Below are 19315 nucleotides of genomic sequence, written 5' to 3'. Positions count from 1 at the left end.
CAACCTGAACCGCTTTCCTGATGACTCAATTCGACACCCAAAAGCGGAAGCCGTGCCGCCGAAAAAGCCCTTATCCACCGGGCCGAAGGACCGTTCACGCCCGTTCACGCCCCCTCCATCACCCCTCCGACCTGCACGGATACCGTGGGACCTAAGACCCCTGTGCGCTTGTGAAAACTTTCACAAGAATTTCGGGCGAAGTGCGCCCTACCGCACTCCTCCCCCAGCGCGCACAATCACCGTGACGAGTCGCGTCGACCGTGAGGGAGGGAGCGCGTGCGCAGTCAGGTGCGCGTCGCGGACGGACGGAATCTGACGGTGGAGCGCTGGGGCGACCCGCACGGCAAACCCGTTTTTCTGCTCCACGGCATGCCCGGCAGCCGACTGGGCCCCGCACCCCGGGGCATGGTCCTCTACCAGCGCCGGATGCAGCTCATCGCCTACGACCGCCCCGGCTACGGGGGCTCCGACCGCCATCCGGGCCGTACCGTCGCCGACGTCGCCACCGAGGTGGCCGCGATCGCCGACTCCCTGGGCCTGGACACCTTCGCCGTGGCCGGCCGCTCCGGCGGCGCCCCCGGCGCGCTGGCCTGCGCCGCCCTGCTCCCCCACCGGGTCACCCGGACCGCCGCCCTGGTCTCCCTGGCACCGCGGGACGCCGAGGACCTGGACTGGTTCGAGGGCATGTCGCCCTCGAACATCCGGGAGCACTCCACCGCCGGCCGGGACCCGGAGGAGCTCGCCGCCCGGCTGATCCCGCGCGCCGCCGGGATCGCCGAGGACCCCGGGCGGCTGCTGGACGAGCTGCGCCGCGAGCTCACCGACAGCGACCGCATGATCGTCGCCGACGCGGGGCTGCGGGCCATGCTGCTGCGCAACTATCGCGAAGGGGTCCGCACCTCCGCCTACGGCTGGATCGACGACGCCATCTCCTTCAGCAGCCCCTGGGGCTTCGACCCGGCGGACATCCGCTGCCCGGTGCTGATCTGGCACGGCGAGCTCGACGTGTTCTCCCCCGTGGGTCACTCCCGCTGGCTGGCCGGCCGCATCCCGGGCGCCACCACGAACATCGACCCGGCCGCCGCGCACTTCGCGGCCCTGCGCGCCCTGCCCGACGTACTGACCTGGCTGCTCAGGGAGGTACCCGCGCCTCCCGTCAACGAACAGCAGCCGGCGTAGGCGACCGGCGCGGACACGGGCGCGGGCGCAGACACGGGCGCGGGCCCACCGCGCACGGCGCCGTCAACTCGCCTTCACAGCAAGGCGAGTTGCGACCGCGCCGGTCCCGGTCCGCGGACGCGGGACCACCGCGACCGCGGCACGGTCGCGCCTCCCGACCAGGGGCCGCCGCCCCCGATCGGGAGCCGCGAACGCCGACACCGCAAATGGAAAGGATCTTGCCGTAAGGCAAACGGGCGAATACCGGGTCCGGGGGAATTCGATCATGTTTACCAGAGCCGCCCGATCGGCCCTGCACAGGACATCACTCTGTAGCGACGACCTGGGCAGTTCGGCACGCCGATCAGTGGCCGGGGAGGTAAAGTCCGCGCCAGACACTGGCTTCTCGTCAATGTCAACCCCTCCCATTCCCCATGACCTCCCCGAGGACGGCGTCATGAACACCTCCGCAACCCACCCGGCCAGCACCGTCACCGCCACTCGCGTGCCGCTCGACCGGATCGATGTCCGCGGTGCGCGCGCGGCCGCGACCCTGGGTCGCGTCCTCCCGACGGAATCCGGCCGAAAGGTTCAGACGCCCATCTTCAACTCTGCACTCTGACGAGGAAGTCAGCGCTCTAGACTGGTGGAATGACCGGCCTGATCGCTTTTCGCGAGATCGTCCTGAAAGTTCACAGCAGATGCGATCTTGCTTGTGATCATTGCTATGTCTACGAACACGCAGATCAGAGCTGGCGTGGCCGGCCCAAAGTGATCTCCCCCGAGGTGATCGCCCAGACCGCGTCGCGTCTCGCCGAACACGCAAGGACACACGCACTCCCCTCCGTCACGGTCATCCTTCACGGAGGGGAACCGCTTCTCGCGGGCACCGCCCGCCTCCGGCTCGTGTGCGAGGAGTTCACCCGCGCCCTCGACGGCATCGCCGACCTCGACCTGCGCATGCACACCAACGGCCTCCAGCTCAGCCGCCGTTACCTGGACCTCTTCGCGGAGTTCGGCGTCAGCGTCAGCGTCTCCCTCGACGGGGACCGCGCGGCCAACGACCGCCACCGCCGCTTCGCCGACGGACGCACCAGTCACCCCCTGGTCCTCGCCGCCGTGGACCTCCTGCGCACCGAGCCCTACCGCCACCTCTACCAGGGTCTGCTCTGCACCATCGACGTGGCCAACGATCCGGTGGCCGTCCTCGACGCCCTCGTCGAACTGGACCCGCCGCGCGTGGACTTCCTCCTCCCGCACGCCACCTGGCAGACGCCCCCGGTCCGCCCCGACGAGGCCCCCGACACCTACGCGCGCTGGCTGCTGCGGGTCTTCGACCACTGGGAGCACCTCGGACGCCCGGTCCCCGTACGGCTCTTCGACTCGCTGTTCTCCACCCTGGCCGGCGGCCCCAGCCTCACCGAGGCGCTCGGCCTCGCGCCCACCGACCTCGTGGTCGTGGAAACCGACGGGACCCTGGAGCAGGTCGACTCCCTGAAGAGCGCCTTCGAGGGGGCCGCCGCCACCGGGTTCAACGTCTTCGACCACGCCTTCGATCTGGTCGCGTCCCATCCCGGGGTCCGCGCCCGGCAATTGGGACTGGCCGGCGTCAGCGACACGTGCCGCCGCTGCCCCGTCGTACGTTCGTGCGGAGGCGGGCTCTACACGCACCGCTACAAGGCCGGCCCCGAGGACCTTTCCGACTCGGAAGCCGTCGGCGATTTCGACAACCCCTCGGTCTACTGCACCGACCTGCGCGAGCTCGTCGACGGCGTGGAGGGCCGTACGAGCACCCGCGCGAGCGCCCCGGAACTGTCCGACCCCACCGCGCTGGCCGGCTCCCAGGAGCAGCTCACGCGGGACCTGCTCGCCCTCTTGAACGACCGCCGTACGGGTGATTCCGACTGGGACCGGGCCTGGCAGGTGCTGGGCTCCGTGGAGCGGGCCGGGCCGACGGGCGCGGAGGCGCTGGACGCCGTGCTGGCCCACCCCTTCACCCGGACCTGGGTCATGGCCTGCCTCGACCCCGCCCAGGAGGGCCCGGGCGCCCCTCAGGCGGCCCGCAGGCTGACCGCACTGGCCGCCGCCGCCGTGCTGCGCGGCGGGCTCGACCTGCCCGCCGAGGTCGTCTACCGGGACGGCGAGGTGTACCTGCCGACGCTCGGCCTGCTGCGCCTGGGCGAGCCCGGCACCGAGGGGCGGGCCGCGCTGCACGCCGCCGACGGGGGGTACGCCGTCCGCGAGGAGGGCCGCGCCGAGCACCGCTTCGGGCCCGCGGCGGGTGACGCGCGCTGGCAGCCCGTACGCACCTGGTCGCCGGGGCCGGACACGGCCCCCGTGGCGCTGGAGGACCTCGACCCGCACCGCAACTGCTTCGCCCGCCCGCCCAGGCTGCGGCTCGGCGCCGGGGAGGCCGAGGAGTGGCGGGAGCGCCTCGACGCGGCGTGGGCGCTGCTGCACTCCTCGGTGCCCGAGTTCGCCCGGGCGGCCGCCACCGGGCTGACCACGCTGACCCCGCTCGCGGGCGGGCCCCGGGCCCGCGGCTGGGGCGAGGCCGGGCGGCACGGTCCGGGCGCGCTCGGAGTGCCGTACGCGGCGGGCGTGGCGGAGACCGCGCTCGCGCTGCTGACCGGGCGGCGGCGGGCCGGGCTCCAGGCGCTGACCGAGGTGGCCGACCTGTACGCGCTGGACGGGGAGTGGCAGCACCCCTCGCCGTGGCGGGAGCGCCCGGTCCCGGTGTCCCGGCTGCTGGCCGACGTGCACGAGCGGGTGGCCGTGGAGGCCTACCGGCGGGCCACCGCCGCCGCCGAGCCGGGCGGGCTGGACCGGATCAACCGGGCGCTGGACCGGCTGTCGGGGGCGGCGGAGCTGACGAGCACCGGCAAACGGCTCGTGGAGCGGCTCCGCTGGGAGCTGAAGGCGGTCGACGCGTGACGGCGGCCGACTCATGAGGGCCGACTCATGAGGGCCGACCTGAAGGCGGCCGACGCATGACGAGCGGCCTCGCCGGCCCCCTGCGCGCACTCGGCGTCCGCCCCGGCACGCGCCTGCTGGTGCACGCCGCGCTCGGCGGCACCGGCCTGCGCGCCGAGGAGCTGCGCGGGGCCCTGCTCGCCGCCGTCGGGCCGGGCGGCACCCTCGCGGCGCCGGCCTTCACCCCGCAGAACTCCAAGACCTCCAGCGCGCACCTGGCGCAGATCGCGGGCCTCGCCGAGGAGGGCGTACGGGCCTTCCGTGCACGGATGCCCGCCTTCGACCCGGCGCGCACCCCGAGCCACGGCATGGGAGTGTTCGCCGAGGCGGTGCGCACCGCTCCGGGAGCGGCCCGCAGCGGGCATCCGCAGACCTCTTTCGCCGCGGTCGGCGACGGTGCCCGGGAGCTGTGTGCGGGACATCCGCTGACCAGCCATTTGGGCGAGGAATCCCCCTTGGGAAAGATGTGCTGGGAGGGATGGAAGGTACTCATGATCAATGTGGGATTTTCCGTTTGCACCGCTTTCCATCTCGCGGAGTATCGAATTCCGAAGCCCCCCTTGCGCATGTACGAGTGTGTGGTGAAGGTGAACCATCCGGGGTCTTCAGGGGGGCAGCCCTGTCACGGCAAAGAGGCGCCGAAGCGGGAAGGGTGGACCGCGTACGAGGACATCGCGCTGGATGACAGCGATTTCGCCGAGATCGGCAGGGCGTTCCCGGAAGACGGGATACGCCGGGGGCGGATCGGCGGGGCATCGACCATGCTCTTCGCCCTTCCGCATGCCGTCGATCACGCGCTTGAATGGATGACCGAAAACAGACGCTGATTGACTGAACGATGAGGGGATGTGGCGGAGCAGCTCCGGAATGATGTTTCTTCGCTCGCATCTTCGGGACGGGGGTCGTGTGCCCGCATCAGTGCAGCCGTACTTTTTTCTCAGTTATGCGCATACACCGAGGTTCGGGGCGGGAGGACCGGACCCGGACATGTGGGTGGAGCGGCTTTTCCGCGATCTCTGCAGCCATGTCATGGCACTGACGAATCTGCCCGCGGGAGCCGAGGCCGGCTTCATGGACCGGGAGATACGCAGCGGTGAGGGCTGGTCGGAACGGCTCGGGGCGGCGCTCGCCACCTGCCGGGTCTTCGTCCCCCTGTTCTCGCCGCGCTACTTCGCCAGCGAAATGTGCGGCAAGGAATGGTTCGCCTTCGCGCAGCGCACCATCCACCACGTGGCGCTCAGCAATCAGCCGGCCGAAGCCATCGTGCCCGCGTTATGGGTGCCGGTGCCGCCCTCCCAACTACCCCTTCCCGCCGAGCGGTTGCAGTTCAACCACAACACCTTCGGCGAGCGGTACGTCACCGACGGGCTCTACGGCCTGATCAAACTGCGGGGCTACGCCGAGCAGTACGAGAGCGCCGTCTACGAACTCGCCAAACGGATCGTCCGGGTCGCCGAGACCGTCCGGCTCGATCCGATCCGGCCCCTCGACTACCGCCTCGTGCCCAGCGCCTTCGGCTCCCCGGGCAGCACTCCCGGACCCACCACCCGCACCCTGCACGTCACCGTGGCCGCCGCCTCCCGGCACGATCTGCCCGAGGGCCGCAGCCCCGAGTACTACGGGGACAGCGCGCTGGACTGGAACCCGTACCACCCGGTCTCCCAGCGGCCCATCGCCTACGTGGCCGAGGACCTGGTCCGCAACCTCAACTACCAGACCACGGTGGGCTCGTTCGACGACGAGGCCGGCCACTTCGACTCCAAACAGCCGCCGACCCGGCCCGAGATCCTCATCGTGGACCGGTGGGCGGTGGAGGACGAGCAGCGCCGGCAGCGCCTGGCCGCCTTCGACCAGGAGTCCCGGCCCTGGATCAACGTGGTCGTGCCGTGGAACCGGTACGACCACCAGAGCCGCGCGAAGGAGAGCGAGCTGGCCCACCGGCTGGAGGACACCATGCCCGTCAAGATGAGCCAGGGCCGGGCCGCCTGCCGGGCCGCCGCCAACGGCGTGGCCAACATGGAGACGCTCGGGCAGATCCTGCCGCAGGTGGTGGAGGCCGCCGCCCAGCAGTTCCTCAGACACGCCCAGGTCTATCCACCGGCCGGCAGCCCCGCCGCCGGAACCGAACGGCCCCGGCTGCTCGGTCCGATGGGGATGAACGGGCCACCGGCCCCACCGCCCGCCCCCTTCCCGCCCACCCTGGGCGACACGGGCGACGGGCACGGCGGGTCGGGCAGGCCCGACACCGACAACGACAACGACCGGGGGGACGCGGATGACATCGAGTCGTGACAGCCAGAGCCATGACAGCCAGAGTCGTGACAGCCTGCACGGCGGCCGTGACGAGCACCGCGAGGGGCGCATCGTCACCTTCTACTCGTACAAGGGCGGCACCGGCCGCACGATGGCGCTGGCCAACACCGCCTGGATCCTCGCGGCCAACGGCAAGCGGGTCCTCGCCGTGGACTGGGACCTGGAGGCGCCCGGACTGCACCGCTTCTTCCACCCCTTCCTGGACCCCTCCACCCTCGGCGCCACCACCGGTGTCATCGACCTGATCAGCGAGTACGCGTGGGCGGCCACCAGCCCGGTGCAGCGCGCCGACGACTGGCACAAGGACTACGCGCGGATCCAGCCGCACGCCGTCTCGCTCACCCCCGAGAACCTCGGCTGGGAGTTCCCCGACGGCGGGACCCTCGACTTCGTCTCGGCGGGCCGGCAGAACCGCGAGTACTCGGCGACCGTCTCCACCTTCGACTGGGACAACTTCTACGACCGGCTCGGCGGCGGGCTCTTCTTCGACGCCTTACGGGCGGACATGAAGCGGAACTACGACTACGTCCTGATCGACAGCCGCACCGGGCTCTCCGACATAGCCGACATCTGCACGGTCCACCTGCCCGACGTCCTGGTCGACTGCTTCACGCTGTCCGACCAGTCCATCGACGGCGCGGCCTCCGTGGCCCGGCAGATCGACGAGCGCTTCAACGACCGCGGCATCAAGATCTACCCGGTCCCGATGCGCATCGACGAGGGCGAGAAGGAGAAGGCCGACGCGGGCCGAGCCCTGGCCCGGATCAAGTTCGACCGCTTCCCCAACGGCCTGATCGGGGACGACCTCACCTCCTACTGGGGCGCGGTGGAGATCCCGTACCGCCCCTACTACGCCTACGAGGAGACCCTGGCCACCTTCGGGGACGAGGCCGGGCTCACCAACTCCCTGCTCTCCGCCTTCGAACGGCTCACCGCCGTGGTCACCGAGGGCGACGTCACCTCCATGCCGGCGATCGGCGAGGAGGTGCGCCTGCGCATCCGCGACGCCTTCACCCGGCGCCGCCCCGCCCTGCCCGCGGACCTCTTCCTGTCCTACGTCGCCGAGAACCGCATGTGGGCCGACTGGATCGAATCGGTGCTCACCCGGGCCGGCTTCCGGGTCGTCCCCCGGGACGTCTCCGCCGAACGGGTCCCGGACACCGCCGCCGGGGACACCCTGGGCGGCGCCGGGATCAGCGTGGACACGGCCGCCCGGACCGTGGTGCTGCTCTCCAGCGCCTACCTCAAGTCCGCCCGCGCGGTGGACGTGTGGGAGCGGGCCGCCGCCGAGGACCCGACCGGGGGCCGGCGCCAGCTGGTGCCGCTGCGGGTGGGCGACGTACGCCTGTCCACCCCGTACATCGACCGCAATCCGGTGGACCTGTTCCGCCTCGACGAGGTGCACGCCACGACCGCGCTGCTGCGCGCGGTGGAACGGCCGATGGCGCTGCCCGACACCGTCGCCAGCGCCTCCGCTCCCGGCCCCCGCTTCCCGGGGACGGTCCCGAAGATCTGGAACGCGCCGCCCCGCAACCCCGGTTTCACCGGCCGCTCCATCGTGCTGGAGCGGATGCGCGACCAGCTCGGCGGCGGCATATCCGTGGTGCTGCCGCAGCCGCAGACCCTGTTCGGCCTCGGCGGCGTCGGCAAGACCCAGGTGGCCCTGGAGTACGTGCACCGCTTCATGGCCGACTACGACCTGGTCTGGTGGATCTCCGCCGAGCAGACCGACGACGTGGTCGCGGCCCTCGCGGAACTGGCCGTACGCCTGGGCGCGCAGACCGGCGAGGACATGTCGGCCGCCTCCCAGGAGGCGATCGACCTGCTGCGGCGCGGGGTTCCCTCCTCGCGCTGGCTGCTGGTCTTCGACAACGCCGACGACCCCGAGACCCTCAAGCGGTACTTCCCGCCGGGCGGCCCGGGGCACGTGCTGGTCACCTCCCGCAACCAGTCCTGGTCCCAATACGGCGACGCGCTCCCGGTGGACGTGTTCCTGCGCGAGGAGTCCATCGAGCACCTCCAGCGCCGGGCCCCCGGCCTCAGCAAGGAGGACGCCGAGCAGGTGGCCGTCGCCGTCGGCGACCTGCCGCTGGCCGTCGAGCAGGCGGGCGCCTGGATCGCGGAGACCGCGACCCCGGTGTCCGCGTACATCGAGCAGCTGGCCCAGCAGGCCGCCCGCGTCCTGGCGCTGAACCAGCCGCCCGGCTACCCGGAGCCGGTGGCCGCCACCTGGAACGTCTCCATAGAGCGGCTCCAGTCCCGCTCCCCCGCGGCCGTGCGGCTGCTCCAGCTGTGCGCCTTCTTCGCGCCCGAACCGATCTCGGCGAACCTCCTCTACAGCAAGGAGATGATCGACGCCCTCAAGCCGTACGACTCCTCCCTCCAGGAGAAGCTGGTGCTGGGCCGCGTCATCCGGGAGATCGGCCGGTTCGCGCTGGCCAAGGTCGACCAGGTCAGCAACAGCATCCAGGTCCACCGCCTGGTACAGGCCGTGATCCGGGCGCAGCTCTCCGAGGAGGAGCAGCGCGAGGCCCGGCACGCGGTGCACCGGATCCTGGCGGGTGCCCGGCCGGACGACGACGAGCCGATAGACAACCCGGAGACCTGGCCGCGGTTCAACACCATCTGGCCGCACCTGACCCCCTCCGAGGCCCGGTTCTGCAAGGAGCCGGAGACCCGCCGGCTGCTGATCGACCGCGTCCGCTACCTCTGGAAGCGCGGTGACTTCAAGGCCGCGTACGCGCTGGGCGAGGAGCTGCGCGAGACCTGGCGCGAGACCCTGGGCGGCGACGACCTCCAGTACCTGTACCTGCGCTTCCACCTCTCCAACATCCTGCGCTCGCAGGGCCGGTTCGTGGAGGCGATGGAGCTGGACGAGGGGACGCTGGAGCGCCAGCAGGCGGCGCTGGGCGTCTCGCACCCGCACACGTACATGACCACCAGCGGTCTGGCGATGGACCTCGGCGCGCTCGGCCGCTACGGCGAGGCGATGGAGCTGGCGAACGCCGCGCACGAGGGCTTCGGGCAGATCTTCCACGAGGCCCACCCGCGGACCCTGGCCGCCGCGAACAACCTGGCGCTGAACCTGCGCATGATCGGGCAGTACGCGCGGGCCAGGGAGATCGACCAGGAGGTCTTCGACCGGCGCACCGAGGTGCTGGGCACGGACCACCCGTACACCTTGTCCTCGGCGCAGAACCTGGCGCGCGACCTGCGCGAGGTGGGCCGGTACGACGACTCGGTGCAGCTGCTGAGCCGGACGTACGAGATCTACAAGCGGACCCTGGGCCGGGCCTTCCCCGGCACCCTGTCGGCGGCCAAGAACCTCGCGGTCTCGCTGCGCAGGGCGGGCGACGTGGAGGACGCGCTGCGGCTGACGACGGCGACCCGCAACCGGTACCGGGCCAAGTACACCTCGGTCAACCCGGACCTCCTGGCCTGCGAACTGAACCTGGCCGCCGACCTGTTCGCGACCGGGGACCCGGGAGCGGCCCGGGACCTGGCGCAGGAGGTGGTGGACGAGTACGTCAAGGTGCCGGGCGAGCGCCACCCGTACACCCTGGCCGCGGTCAACAACCTCGCGGTGTTCCACTGGGGCACGGGGGCGGCGGAGACCGCCGATCCGATGCTGCGCCAGACCATCCGGCACATGCGCGAGGTGCTGGGCGACAACCACCCGCACACCATCTTCGCCAACCTCAACCTGGCCAACGCCCGGGCCGACCTGGGTGATCCGGAAGGCGCCCTGGAGCTGGAGCGGATCTCGGTGATGCGGCTGCGCGAAGCGCTGGGCGTACACCACCCGGAGACCCTGGCGAGCGCCTCCAACATGGCGGTCAGCCTGGACATGATGGGCCGCAAGGAGGAGGCGAACCGGGTACGGGCCGAGTCGGTGGCCGAGCTGACCCGGCTGCTCGGCGAGGACCACGGGCTGACCCGGTACGCGCGCGACGAGCGCCGGGTCCACCGGGACCTGGAGCCGCTGGCGGTGTGATCCGCGGGGGCGGCTCCCGCCGGGCGCCGCCCCCGCACCTCTCTTCCCCTCCCGATGGACGCAGAACGCAGAACCAGCAGACTGGGGGGTTCGCTGTGAGTGACAGCATGACCTTTCGCAACGAGGACCTGCCGGCCCTCTTCCACCACACCGACCAGGCGGCGATCTCCCGGCAGCGGGAGTCCACCCAGGCCACGCGCGCCCAGCTGATGCTGCTCGTCGTGGCCGCCGCCATCGCCGCCCTGCCCGAGGGGCCGAAGCTCGGCTCCGCCTACCTGTCCGGGCTCCTCAGCGTGCTCGCGTACGCCGGGGTGCTGGGCGTGGGCGTACGGGCCACCCGGCGCCGGGCGCGCCCGCAGTGGCAGCTCAACCGCAGCGCCGCGGAGTTCATCAAATCGCTGGCCTGGCGGTACGCCGTCCACGGCGCCCCCTTCGGCAGCGAGGTCCCGGGCGTCGAGGAGACGTACCGGACCCGGCTCGAGGCGGGACTGAACGAGCTGCGGAAGATGGGCTGGGAGGATCCGCGGACCGCCGGGCTGGTGCCGGAGGGCGGGGAGATCACCGGGGCGATGTTCCGGCTGCGGGGACTGGACTACCGGGTCCGCAGGGAGACGTACGTCCGGGATCGGCTGATCGAACAGCGCAACTGGTACCAGCGCAAGACGGAGGTGTCCCGGCGGGCCACGGCCCTGTGGTCGTGGTCGATCGTGCTGCTGACCCTGCTGGCCCTGCTGTTCGCCCTCTTCGGGGCGTTCGGTTCGGGCCCGGGGCCGGCGCTGACGGGGCTGCTGAGCGCGGCCGCGACGGCGGGCATCGCCTGGAACGAGGTGCGGCGCCACCATCCGCTGATCGAGGCGCACACCCTGATCGAGCAGGACCTCTCCGCGATGATGGTCGTCATGCAGACGACCATCACGGAGACGCAGTGGCCGACCGCGGTCTACGAGACCGAGCGGTACGTGTCCCCGCAGCACACGGACTGGCTGGCACGGCACAGTAGTTGAGGATCCGGGCGGGCGTGGCCTCAGTCCCGGGCCACGCCCTCCCGCCAGATCACGGTGACGGGCTTCCCGAGCGCGCGGGCGTAGGCGACGATCTCCGCGGTGCCGCCGTGCCCGCGGGCGGGCAGGCCGTCCCAGACGGCGACGAGGCGGTCGCAGGAATCGGCGATGTAGGTGCCGGCCGCGTAGTAGGCCTCGTCGGTGGAGCGGGCGAAGTCCATCCGGACCTCCTGGGCGGCCCGGCGCTTGAGCCCCAGGTACCGGTCCAGCGCGCCGGTGTCCCCGAAGCCGTCCTCGTAGTCCCCGCTGGGGATCACCACGGTGAGGTCCGCGCCGTATTCCAGGGCGATGGCGGCGAACAGCTGGTCGGCTCCCTCGGCGAGGCTGGAGAGGGCCTCCAACGGCCCTTCGTGGCCCCCCAGGACGGCCCGCAGCCCTTCTTCCACATGGCCGAGCAGCTCGTCCGGAATGGACCGGTGCCCGGTCACGCCGATTCGCTTCATGCGGAAACCCGCTCCCCCCGTGGACACGAACGCCCTGGACATCCTCCCAGAAGGCGGGAGGACGTCCAGGGGTGCGGCGGGGGCGCACGGGTCCGTGGCGGCCCCGCGGCACACGGAGAGCCGGGTTAGTACACGCTCACGCCGTACGCGTTGAGCGCCTCGACGACCGGCTGGAAGAACGTGGTGCCGCCCGAGGAGCAGTTGCCGCTGCCGCCCGAGGTGAGGCCGACCGCGCGGGTGCCCGAGTAGAGCGGACCGCCGCTGTCACCGGGCTCGGCGCAGACGTTGGTCCGGATCATTCCGTAGACGACGTCGCCGCCGCCGTAGTTCACGGTGGCGTTGAGCCCGGTCACCGAGCCGCTGTGGATGCCGGTGGTGGAGCCGCGGCGGGTGACGGCCAGACCGTTGGTGGCGTTGATGGCGCTGGTGATGTCCTGGCTGCCGACGGTGCCGGGCGGCACCGGGGAGTTGGAGGCGTACTTGATCAGGCCGTAGTCGTTGTTCGGGAAGCTGGACCCGACGGTGGACCCGATGACGGTGGTGTGCGAGGAGTTGGTCCACCAGGTGCCCGCGCCGTCGGTGCAGTGGCCGGCGGTCAGGATGTAGTAGGTGCTGCCGCTGCGCACGTTGAAGCCGGCCGAACAGCGCCAGCCGGAGGCGTAGATGGCGTCGCCGCCGGAGATCAGTTTCCTCAGCTTGCCGGGGGTGCGCTCGATGCGCAGGGCGGCCGCGTTGGCTCCGGCCTCGCTGCGGATCCTGGAGAGGTCGGCCGCCGAGACGGTGGAGTCCGCGGTGACCACGAGGGTGCCGGTGGCGGGGTCGGTGTGCCAGGCCGTGCCGGCCACGTCGGCGCGCAGGACCGAGGCGCCGGCGGAGGCGAGCCGGTCGGCGCTGAAGCCGCCGTCGGCGTGTGCGGCCGTGGGGGCCGCGAGGGCGGCCACCGCGGCCATGCCGGTGGCCACGGCGAAGAGCCTGGAACGGATGATGCTCTTGATCGTCACTTGTCGTCCTCCCGAGTGGGGTTCGGAGGCCCGGCGGGGTGGGGTGGTGCCGGAGCCCGTGGAGGGCGGCCGGGGACACGGCGGACGGGATGGCGTTCGACGTGCCCCTGACAAGCCCCGAGAGACGCTGACGGGAGTCTCCTGGTGTCGGATACCGCTAGCAAGGGCGCCTTTCAGCCGCCTCCGGCCCGCCGCCATCCCGGAGGGCGGGGTCCGCCGCGACCCCCGGCGCGAGCCGAACGCCCCGCGCCGCCAGGTGCGGCCGGGTCGAACACCCGCACCGCCCCGTCCCCTCCGGCGCCGGCCCGCCAGAATCCCGGAACGGCCGGAATTCGACCTTCCGGGTAGCCGGCGAGCCCCGGGGTCCTCCCGGACCCGCCGATTCCGTCGGTGTCGTCTGCGTCAGCGCTCATGCCGCTCACCCCTTCCACGCGGGCCCGGCCGGAAACCGGACGGTACGCCGTCCGGACCTGTCGGCGTCCGCGCCCGGACACGTCCCCGACCCTCCGGCCGCGTCCGCACGCCTCCGGACGCGGCCGCACGCCTCCGCACGCGGCCGGAAACACGGATGCCCCGGACATCCTCCCCACAGGGGGAGGACATCCGGGGCGGTGTCGTGCTCACGCGCCGAACGGACCTGGCGCCCGGACCCTGGGGCCCGGGCTCCTAGGGCCTAGTAGACGCTGACGTTCCAGCGGGAGAGGGCTTCCTTCACGGGCTGGAAGTAAGTCGTTCCACCCGAGGTGCAGTTGCCGCTACCGCCGGAGGTGAGGCCGAGCGCGCGGGTACCCGAGTAGAGCGGGCCGCCGCTGTCGCCGGGCTCGGCGCAGATGTTGGTCCGGATCAGACCGTAGACGATCTCACCGTTGCCGTAGTTCACGGTGTAGTTCAGGCCGGTCACCTTGCCGCTGTGGATACCGGTGGTGTTGCCGCGACGCTTGGCGGCCATGCCCACGGTGGCGCTGGCGGCGCTGGAGATGTCCTGGCTACCGACCATGCCCTTGTGCGACAGGGACTTGTTGTCGTAGCGCACGATCCCGTAGTCGTTCGTCGGGAAGCTGCTGCCCGCGGTCGCACCGATCTTGGTGGAGCCGGTGGAGTTGGCGTACCAGGTGCCCGCACCGTCGGTGCAGTGGCCCGCGGTCAGCAGGTAGTACGTGGTGCCCCGGCGCACGTTGAAGCCGAGGGAGCAGCGCCACTGCGAGGTCCAGATGCCGGAGCCGCCGGTGATGAGCTTCGACAGCTTGCCGTGGGTCCGCTCGATGCGCACCGCCGAGGCGCTCGCCCCGGCCTCCTTCTTGATCTTCGCTATGTTCGCGTCCGAGACGGTGGAGTCCGCGGTGACCACGAGGGTCCCCGTGGCGGGGTCCGTGCCCCAGGCGGTGCCGGCGACGTCGGCCCGCAGGAGCGAGGCCTCCACCGCGGCGAGGCGCTCGGCGTTGACGCTGCCGCCGCTCGGGGCCTCGGACGCCGACGCGGGAACCGCGAGGGTGGCCACGGCGGTCAGACCGGCGGCCACGGCGAAGAGCCGGGAACGGAAGTTGCGCTTGATCGTCACTTATTGTCCTCCCGAAGGGAATCGAAGCCCGGGGGCAGGTGCAGTGCCCGGGCTTGTGCGGGCTGTCAGGAACCGCGACCGGCATATCGCCGTTCGCCGTGCCCCTGACAAACCCCGTAAATGCTATCGAAGAATTTCCGCCGTCAGACCCGCCCGGCAAGAGCTGATTCCAGCCACTGTCCGCTTACGTCCGACCGACTCGACCGACATACTCCCTTGCCGCAGACCAGGCCTTGCCACCGCCCCCCGTCCACCGGCTCCGGGAACGGCTGGAAATCGCCCCACCGAATCACCGATGCGAGGGGCCGGGCCACGTCCGCGCCAAACCGGAACCAATCCGTCACCGAGCCGGAGCCGAAGCGGAGCGGGAACGTCCTCAGCAGCCGTCGCAGGGACAGCAGCAGCAGTCCCCGCAGCCACAGTCGCCGCCACAGTCACATCCCCCGCAGTCGCAGTCGTTGCACCACGCGTCCTTCTTCTCGCGGGACCACGGGCCCTCGTGGTCCGTGCAGCACAGCTGGCAGGTGCAGAACAGCCCCAGGGCCACCGCGCAGCCCGGCAGCAGGTCCCGGCGCGGCTTGCGCGGAGGCGCCGGCGGGGGGCCGAAGTCCACCGGGGGCGGACCGAAGGAGCCCTCGAGCGCCCGGTCCGCCCGTTCCATCCGGTCCGTCCCCGTGTGGGCGGTATGGGAACAGTTCGCGGTCCCGAAGGCCCGGTCCACCGAGGTGCGCAGCTCGTGCACGAGCAGCCGGTGGGCGAGCCCCGCGTCGGCGAACTCCACCTCCCGCAGTGCCAGCCGGATGCCCCGCAGCGCGTCGTCGCACAGCCTGCGCGCCTCGGTACGGGAGGTCCCGGTGGCGGTCAGCGGGTTCCAGGCCCCCGCCGCCGCGTCCGCCGTCTGGTCCTCGACGGCGTCCAGCAGGTGCGCGAGCCGTCCGAAGTAGCGTCCCGCCTCGGCGAGCGCGGGAGCGTTGCCTGGCCGCCCGGCGAGGGTCGCGGTATGGGCGAAGGCGGCGGCCGTGGCGGTCTCGGTCGGCTCGGTCACCACGAGCACCGGCGTGCCGGCTCCGGCCAGGGTCTCGATGCCCGCCTGCCGGTCCACGGCGTCGACGAGCACGGCCGTGTCGAAGCCGAGCGAGGCGCCGGTGCGGGCGCCCGCCCGGTCCCAGCCGCGGGCCACCCGGCGCGCGGCGAGGGCGATCGGGGCGCGGGCCAACAGGCCGTCCCGGTCGGCCACGTGGTCGCGCACCTTCGCGGAGGCCAGGACCAGCGAGACGGCGGCGGCGAGCCGCGCCCCCTCGCCGTTGGCCACGGCCGCGCTGCGCATCCCGCGCAGTGGACAGGGACCTGCGGTGCGCCGGGAGCCCGGGGCGGGACCCGACTGAGCCTCCGTCAGAACGGAGACGAGCAGCCCGTCGTAGTTGGTCACGATCCTCGCGAACTGGCCGTGGTCCCCCCGAAGTGCCAGGCACAGCCCGCAGAGATGGGCCATCCACTCCGTCTTGAACCGTTCCCCGAGGCGGTGCGTGCAGGGTCTGACAATGCCGAACAAAACGATTCCCCCGTGTGTCATACGCGTACTGACGGGCATGGTAGCGAGACCGGCCGTCACCCGTACGCCCCCGTCAGTCACCCGTACGGCGGCGCCGGTCGTATTTTCACTCAGTCAGCAGCGGTAGCCGCCCGGATCCTTGACGGTGCAACGGATGTTCTGCACCAGTACCGTCACGAAACCCCTGCGCGGCGACTATCCACTTGGCGCGTTGTCAGCATCATGGACGACGATAGGAACGCGGAAGACAAGACAGAACTGACCGCGATGAAAGGAGGCGTCCATGGGTTCGGTGCGCAAGGCGAGTGCCTGGCTGGGTCTCGTAGAGGACAGCGACGACGAGCGTTACTACGACGACGACTACGCGGAGGCCCCGCAGGGGGGTTCGGTGGTCGGCCCCGGCGAGCAGTGGGTCACCGACCCGCGCGTCAAGGTGGCCTCGGAGTCCGCCGTCGAGGAGGGCCGCCGCATCGCGACGGTCACCCCGGACGGCTTCCGCGACGCCCGCGGCATCGGCGAGCTGTTCCGCGACGGTGTCCCGGTCATCGTGAACCTCTCCTCGATGGACCCGGGCGACGCGAAGCGCGTGGTCGACTTCGCGGCCGGTCTGACCTTCGGTCTGCGCGGTTCGATCGAGCGGGTGGCGACCAGGGTCTTCCTGCTGACCCCGGCCGACACCCAGATCGTGAGCGGCGAGTCCGGCGGCCGCTCGCGCGACTTCTTCAACCAGAGCTGAGCAGGGCTTCACCGGCCGCCTCGGGCTCCTTCCGGCCCTCCCGGCATCCAGTGGCCGCACTCCGGCCTAGCGGAAGGCGTCGAGCCCGGTGAGCGCCTTGCCCAGCACGAGCTGGTGCATCTCGACGGTGCCCTCGTAGGTGAGGACCGATTCGAGGTTGGTGGCGTGCCTCATGACGGGGTATTCGAGGGAGATCCCGTTGGCACCGAGGATCGTCCGCGCGGTGCGGCAGATGTCGATGGCCTCGCGGACGTTGTTGAGCTTGCCGAAGCTGATCTGCTCCGGGCGCAGGGTCCCCGCGTCCATCCGCCGCCCCAGGTGGTGGGCGAGCAGGATCCCCTTGTGGAGCTCCAGCGCCATGTCCGCGAGCTTGGCCTGCGTGAGCTGGAAGCCGCCGATGGGCCTGCCGAACTGCTCGCGCGTCTTCGCGTAGTCCAGCGCCGACTCGAAGCTGGCGCGCGCCGCGCCCATGGCCCCCCAGACGATCCCGTACCGAGCGTGGCTGAGACAGCCGAGCGGCCCCTTGAGCCCGGTGACGCCCGGAAGCACCGCGTCGGCGGGCAGCCGTACCTCGTCCATGACCAGCTCGCTGGTCACCGAGGCGCGCAGGGACCACTTGTGCTTGATCTCCGGGGCGGAGAAGCCGGCGCTGTCCGTGGGGACGGCGAACCCGCGGATCCCCTCCTCGGTCTGCGCCCAGACGACGGCCACGGCGGCCACCGAGCCGTTGGTGATCCACATCTTGCGGCCGTTCAGCACCCAGTCCGAACCGTCCCGCTTGGCGTGCGTGCGCATCGCGCCGGGGTCCGAACCCACGTCCGGCTCGGTCAGCCCGAAGCAGCCGATGAGCTCGCCGGCCGCCATGCCGGGCAGCCACCGCCGCTTCTGCTCCTCGGAGCCGTACTTCCAGATCGCGTACATCGCGAGGGAGCCCTGTACGGAGACCAGCGAGCGGATCCCGGAGTCGGCGGCCTCCAGTTCCAGACAGGCGAGGCCGTACTGGACGGCGCTCGCGCCCGCGCAGCCGTACCCCTGGAGCGACATCCCGAGGGCGCCGAGGGCGCCGAGCTCCTTGGCGATCTCCCGGATCCCGGGCAGCTCGCCGTTCTCGTACCACTCGGCGATGTGCGGCAGGACCCGGTCCGCGGCCCAGCCGCGGACGGTGTCCCGGATGGCGAGGTCCTCGGGCGTGAGGAGTTCGTCGAGCCCGAGCGGGTCGGTGGGAACGAAGGACACTGCGCCTCCTGGCAGGCCGGGATCACAAAACCTAGCGCCGCAAGTTTGTCGGTCCGCCGGTCCGCGGTCCACCCGCTTCCGGTGTGACCCCCGTCGGGTTTCCCCGGTTCCTGCGGGCAGACTGCGGGCATGCTCGATACCTCCGCGCGACTGCTGCGCCTGTTGTCCCTGTTGCAGGCCCACCGGGAATGGACCGGGGCCGACCTGGCGGGCCGGCTCGGCGTGACCCCGCGGACCGTGCGCCGGGACGTGGACCGGCTGCGGGAGCTCGGGTACCCCGTGAACGCCAGTCCGGGCACCGGCGGCGGGTACCAGCTGGGGGCCGGGGCCGAACTGCCGCCGCTGCTGCTCGACGACGACGAGGCCGTGGCCGTGGCGGTCGGCCTGCGGACCGCCGCCGGGAACGGCGTGGAGGGCATCGGCGAGGCCTCCGTACGGGCGCTGGCGAAGCTGGAGCAGGTGCTGCCGTCCCGGCTGCGGGCCCGGGTGTCCGCGCTGAACCGGTTCACCGTCCCCATGCTCCGCGGGGCGGGCGCGTCCACGATCGACCCCTCCGTGCTGACCGAGCTGGCCGGCGTCTGCCGCGACACCGAGCGGCTGCGCTTCGACTACCGGGACCACGGGGGCACGGCCACCCGCAGGACCGTGGAGCCGCACCGGCTGGTGTGCAGCGAGCGCCGCTGGTACCTCGTGGCCTGGGACCTGGACCGGGAGGACTGGCGGACCTTCCGGGTGGACCGGATCGAGCCCAGGCCCCCGCACGGACCGCGCTTCACCCCGCGCCCGCCGCCCGCCGGGGACCTCGCGGCGTACGTCTCCCGGGGCATCTCCCAGCGGGTGTACGCGGCCCGCGCGGTCCTCAAGCTGCGCGTGCCCGAGCAGGAGGCCGCGCGGATCATCGGGCCGGCCGACGGGACCCTGGAGCCGCTCGACTACCAGAGCTGCATCCTGCGCACCGGGGCGGTCAACCTCGATGTCCTGGTGATTCACGTCATGCTGATCGGGTGTGAGTTCGAGGTCGTCGAACCGGCCGAGCTGACGGACCGGATCCGGGCCGCTCGAGATCGGCTCGGCAGGTCTCTGGAACCGCGCGAAGCGGCCGGAGAAGTGAAGGAGTTGTAAGGAAGCAGAGGGGCCCCGAGTGCACTCCGGCCACAATTCCGGGGAGTTCCGGATGAATTCGAAACAGAATTCTCCTCGGGCGTGTCGCGGGACCGCAGATAAAAGGTCCAGACGAACTCAGCCGTGGGAGACTGTCGACAATCCGTGACCCAAGCGTGACCCGGTATG

14 protein-coding genes are annotated in these 19315 nt (G+C 71.6%); 9 read left to right on the top strand and 5 right to left on the bottom strand.

Annotated features, from left to right (window positions below; genetic code table 11):
• Positions 1-276 precede the first annotated feature (276 nt).
• The 7 genes from OG730_RS32060 (at position 277) to OG730_RS32030 (ending at position 11442) form a co-directional block, all read left to right on the top strand.
• A complete protein-coding gene (locus tag OG730_RS32060; RefSeq protein ID WP_250740272.1) occupies positions 277-1179 on the top strand; it encodes an alpha/beta fold hydrolase in 903 nt (300 codons plus the stop codon).
• A 436-nt stretch (positions 1180-1615) separates the two neighbouring features.
• Positions 1616-1780 carry an FxSxx-COOH cyclophane-containing RiPP peptide gene (fxsA, locus tag OG730_RS32055; RefSeq protein ID WP_254384685.1) on the top strand — a complete coding sequence of 55 codons (165 nt, stop codon included), beginning with the start codon at positions 1616-1618 and terminating at the stop codon, positions 1778-1780.
• A 29-nt stretch (positions 1781-1809) separates the two neighbouring features.
• On the top strand, positions 1810-4092 hold the full coding sequence (gene fxsBH, locus OG730_RS32050) for a radical SAM/SPASM protein FxsBH, inactivated beta-hydroxylase extension form (protein WP_327307499.1): 2283 nt from the start codon (positions 1810-1812) through the stop codon (positions 4090-4092).
• Between the two features lie 56 nt (positions 4093-4148).
• Positions 4149-4958, top strand: a complete 810-nt coding sequence (locus OG730_RS32045) for an AAC(3) family N-acetyltransferase (protein WP_327307498.1) — start codon at positions 4149-4151, stop codon at positions 4956-4958.
• Positions 4959-5001: 43 nt separating this feature from the next.
• A complete protein-coding gene (locus OG730_RS32040; RefSeq protein WP_327309511.1) occupies positions 5002-6423 on the top strand; it encodes a TIR-like protein FxsC in 1422 nt (473 codons plus the stop codon).
• Positions 6407-10438 (top strand): FxSxx-COOH system tetratricopeptide repeat protein, encoded by a 4032-nt coding sequence (fxsT, locus tag OG730_RS32035; RefSeq protein ID WP_442815072.1) that lies wholly within the window; start codon positions 6407-6409, stop codon positions 10436-10438. The genes OG730_RS32040 and fxsT overlap by 17 nt, the downstream gene beginning before the upstream one ends.
• 107 nt (positions 10439-10545) lie before the next feature.
• The gene (locus tag OG730_RS32030) at positions 10546-11442 is read left to right on the top strand and encodes a DUF4231 domain-containing protein (RefSeq protein ID WP_327307497.1); all 897 of its coding nucleotides are present in this window, start codon (positions 10546-10548) and stop codon (positions 11440-11442) included.
• 20 nt (positions 11443-11462) lie between these two features.
• On the opposite strand, the gene OG730_RS32025 is transcribed toward OG730_RS32030, so the two are convergent.
• From OG730_RS32025 to OG730_RS32010, 4 genes are all read right to left on the bottom strand, one after another.
• Positions 11463-11942: a hypothetical protein gene (locus OG730_RS32025; RefSeq protein ID WP_327307496.1), complete on the bottom strand. Its 480-nt coding sequence runs from the start codon at positions 11940-11942 to the stop codon at positions 11463-11465.
• Between the two features lie 125 nt (positions 11943-12067).
• Entirely contained in the window at positions 12068-12892 is an 825-nt protein-coding gene (locus tag OG730_RS32020; RefSeq protein WP_327309509.1) for a S1 family peptidase, read from the bottom strand.
• A gap of 724 nt (positions 12893-13616) precedes the next feature.
• Positions 13617-14501 (bottom strand): S1 family peptidase, encoded by an 885-nt coding sequence (locus OG730_RS32015; protein WP_327307495.1) that lies wholly within the window; start codon positions 14499-14501, stop codon positions 13617-13619.
• A gap of 376 nt (positions 14502-14877) precedes the next feature.
• On the bottom strand, positions 14878-16053 hold the full coding sequence (locus OG730_RS32010; protein WP_327307494.1) for a DUF5685 family protein: 1176 nt from the start codon (positions 16051-16053) through the stop codon (positions 14878-14880).
• Positions 16054-16336: 283 nt separating this feature from the next.
• Here OG730_RS32010 and OG730_RS32005 point away from each other — a divergent pair, with 283 nt between their 5' ends.
• On the top strand, positions 16337-16789 hold the full coding sequence (locus OG730_RS32005) for a cell division protein SepF (protein ID WP_327307493.1): 453 nt from the start codon (positions 16337-16339) through the stop codon (positions 16787-16789).
• Between the two features lie 66 nt (positions 16790-16855).
• Here OG730_RS32005 and OG730_RS32000 read toward each other — a convergent pair whose 3' ends face one another.
• Positions 16856-18025 (bottom strand): acyl-CoA dehydrogenase family protein, encoded by a 1170-nt coding sequence (locus OG730_RS32000; RefSeq protein WP_327307492.1) that lies wholly within the window; start codon positions 18023-18025, stop codon positions 16856-16858.
• Positions 18026-18154: 129 nt separating this feature from the next.
• Here OG730_RS32000 and OG730_RS31995 point away from each other — a divergent pair, with 129 nt between their 5' ends.
• Entirely contained in the window at positions 18155-19147 is a 993-nt protein-coding gene (locus tag OG730_RS31995; protein WP_327307491.1) for a helix-turn-helix transcriptional regulator, read from the top strand.
• The last annotated feature ends 168 nt before the right edge of the window (positions 19148-19315 follow it).

The organism is Streptomyces sp. NBC_01298 (assembly GCF_035978755.1).
In the GTDB taxonomy this organism is placed as follows: domain Bacteria; phylum Actinomycetota; class Actinomycetes; order Streptomycetales; family Streptomycetaceae; genus Streptomyces.
This window is presented reverse-complemented; position numbering and strand designations above follow the sequence as displayed.